A 2056-nucleotide genomic window follows, 5' to 3' on the forward strand; every position below is an offset into this window, starting at 1 on the left:
GAGGCCGCCCGCGCCGCCGCGGCGCCGATCCCGATCACAGGCACGGGGACGCCGATCCGCGCCGCCAGTGCCCCGGCCCCCGGATCGCCGAAGGCCGCGACGATCACGCCGTCGACCTCCGGTCCGAAGCTTAAAGCGGCCACCGCATCGGCCGCGCGATCCAGCTCCTGCGGCGTGACGAGCATCGGCGGCATGTCCGCGAGCGTCTGCCCTACCACGCCCGGAAGCACGCGCGCGGCGATGCCGACCATCTGCGCGGTCACGGCATGCGAGCCGTTGGGATTGACCAGGCGCACGCTCATCGTGGCTTTGCCGCCGTCAGAAGGCCGTAAAGCTGCGGCTCGCGATGCTGCGCGAAATCGAAGATGTTGCGGCGGATCTCGGAACAGCGGTCGAGATCGACGCGGGCGGTGATCACCTCGTCGCCCAGACCCTGCGCCTGCGCGACGATCTCGCCAGTGGGGGCGACGATCAGGCTGCCGCCGATCAGGTCGCAGCCTTCCTCGCGCCCCGCCTTGGCCGCCGCCAGCGCCCAGAGACCGTTGGCGTAGCATCCCGCCTGCACCGACAGCGCGTTGTGAAAATACTGCAGGTGATCATGCTCCGGCGCGGGCGGGTAATGCAGCGGCGTGTTGTAGCCGAGCGCGACCAGTTCCGCACCGCCAAGCCCCAGCATCCGCCAGGTCTCGGGCCAGCGGCGGTCGTTGCAGATGCACATGCCGAGCCTGCCGCCGAGACCGTCGAAAACCGGAAAGCCAAGATCGCCGGTCTCGAAATAGCGCTTCTCGAGATGCTGGAAGGGCCGCCACTCCTCGGGCTCGCGGTGACCGGGCAGATGGACCTTGCGATACTTTCCCCGGATCTGCCCGCCGTCGACGAGGATCGCGGTGTTGAAATGCCGCCCCTCGGGCGTCAGCTCGGCATAGCCCAGGTGAAAGGCGATCCCGAGCTGGGCCGAGAGCGCGAAGAGCGGCTCGGTCTCGGGCCCCGGCATCTCGGTCTCGAACCAGGCGTCGAGCGCGTCCCCCTCGAGCACCCAGCGCGGGAAGAAGCTGGTCAGCGCCAGTTCCGGGAAGACCACCAGCCGCGCCGCCCGCGCATGGGCCTCGCGCATCATCGCGCAGAGCCGCGCCACGGCCGAGGCGCGCGGCTCGTCCCGGGCGATCGGCCCCATCTGCGCCACCGCGGCGATGAACTCACGCGCCATCGCGGACCTCCCCGGCGCTGCGCCCGACGATCTCGCGGTAGAGCGCGGGGTCGGTGTCGCCTTCGGTGGCGAAGGCCAGAACGCGCGAGTTCGCGTCGAGACCCAGCGCGCGGCGCATCCCGGCATCGGCCCCGAGACAGGCGCAGAGCCCCGCCACCGCGGATTCGCCCGCCGCGACCGGCGGCGCGCCATCGGCGAGCCGACGCATCATCGGGCCGACCGCACCGTCCGGCACGGTGATGACCCAGTCGCCGTGATCGCGCAGGATCTCCCAGGCCAGAAGCGAGACCTCGCCGCAGGCCAGCCCCGCCTGCATGGTCTCGACCTCACCCTGCGCCACCTTGGGGCTGCCCGCCGCAAAGCTCTCGGCCCAGCAGGCCGCGCCCTCGGGATCGGCGAGCACCACCACGGGCCGCTCCGCGCCCCAGCGCCGCTTGGCGCAGGCCACGACGGCGGCCGCCATGCCACCGACGCCGGTTTGCAGGAAGAGATGCGTCGGCGGCTCGTCGAGGGCCTCATAGGCTTCGTCGGCCATGATCTCGTAGCCCTGCATGACGTGGCGCGGCACATCCTCGTAACCCGGCCAGGAGGTGTCGGAGACCACGAACCAGCCCTCTTGCGCCGCGACCCGCGCCGCTTCGCGGACGCTGTCGTCGTAATCGCCGGGCACGCGGCGGACCTCGGCGCCGAAGCGGGCGATGGCGTCCTCGCGGCCCTGGCTCACGGTCTCGTGCAGGAAGATCACCGCGCGGCAGCCGAAACGCTCGGCGCCCCAGGCGACCGACCGGCCGTGATTGCCGTCGGTGGCGCAGGTGACGGTGAGGCCCGCGACCAGCTCGGGCACCGCGC

3 protein-coding genes are annotated in these 2056 nt (G+C 71.8%); all 3 read right to left on the reverse strand.

Annotated features, from left to right (window positions below; genetic code table 11):
* A partial coding sequence (locus ACFQ4E_RS20450; RefSeq protein WP_386806384.1) for an aspartate/glutamate racemase family protein occupies positions 1–302 on the reverse strand: 302 nt, incomplete at its 3' end.
* Positions 299–1207: an N-carbamoyl-D-amino-acid hydrolase gene (locus ACFQ4E_RS20455; RefSeq protein ID WP_386806385.1), complete on the reverse strand. Its 909-nt coding sequence runs from the start codon at positions 1205–1207 to the stop codon at positions 299–301. The genes ACFQ4E_RS20450 and ACFQ4E_RS20455, both read right to left, overlap by 4 nt.
* A partial coding sequence (locus tag ACFQ4E_RS20460) for a diaminopropionate ammonia-lyase (RefSeq protein ID WP_386806386.1) occupies positions 1197–2056 on the reverse strand: 860 nt, incomplete at its 5' end. The genes ACFQ4E_RS20460 and ACFQ4E_RS20455, both read right to left, overlap by 11 nt.

It is taken from the genome of Litorisediminicola beolgyonensis, from assembly GCF_042679605.1.
GTDB lineage: Bacteria > Pseudomonadota > Alphaproteobacteria > Rhodobacterales > Rhodobacteraceae > Litorisediminicola > Litorisediminicola beolgyonensis.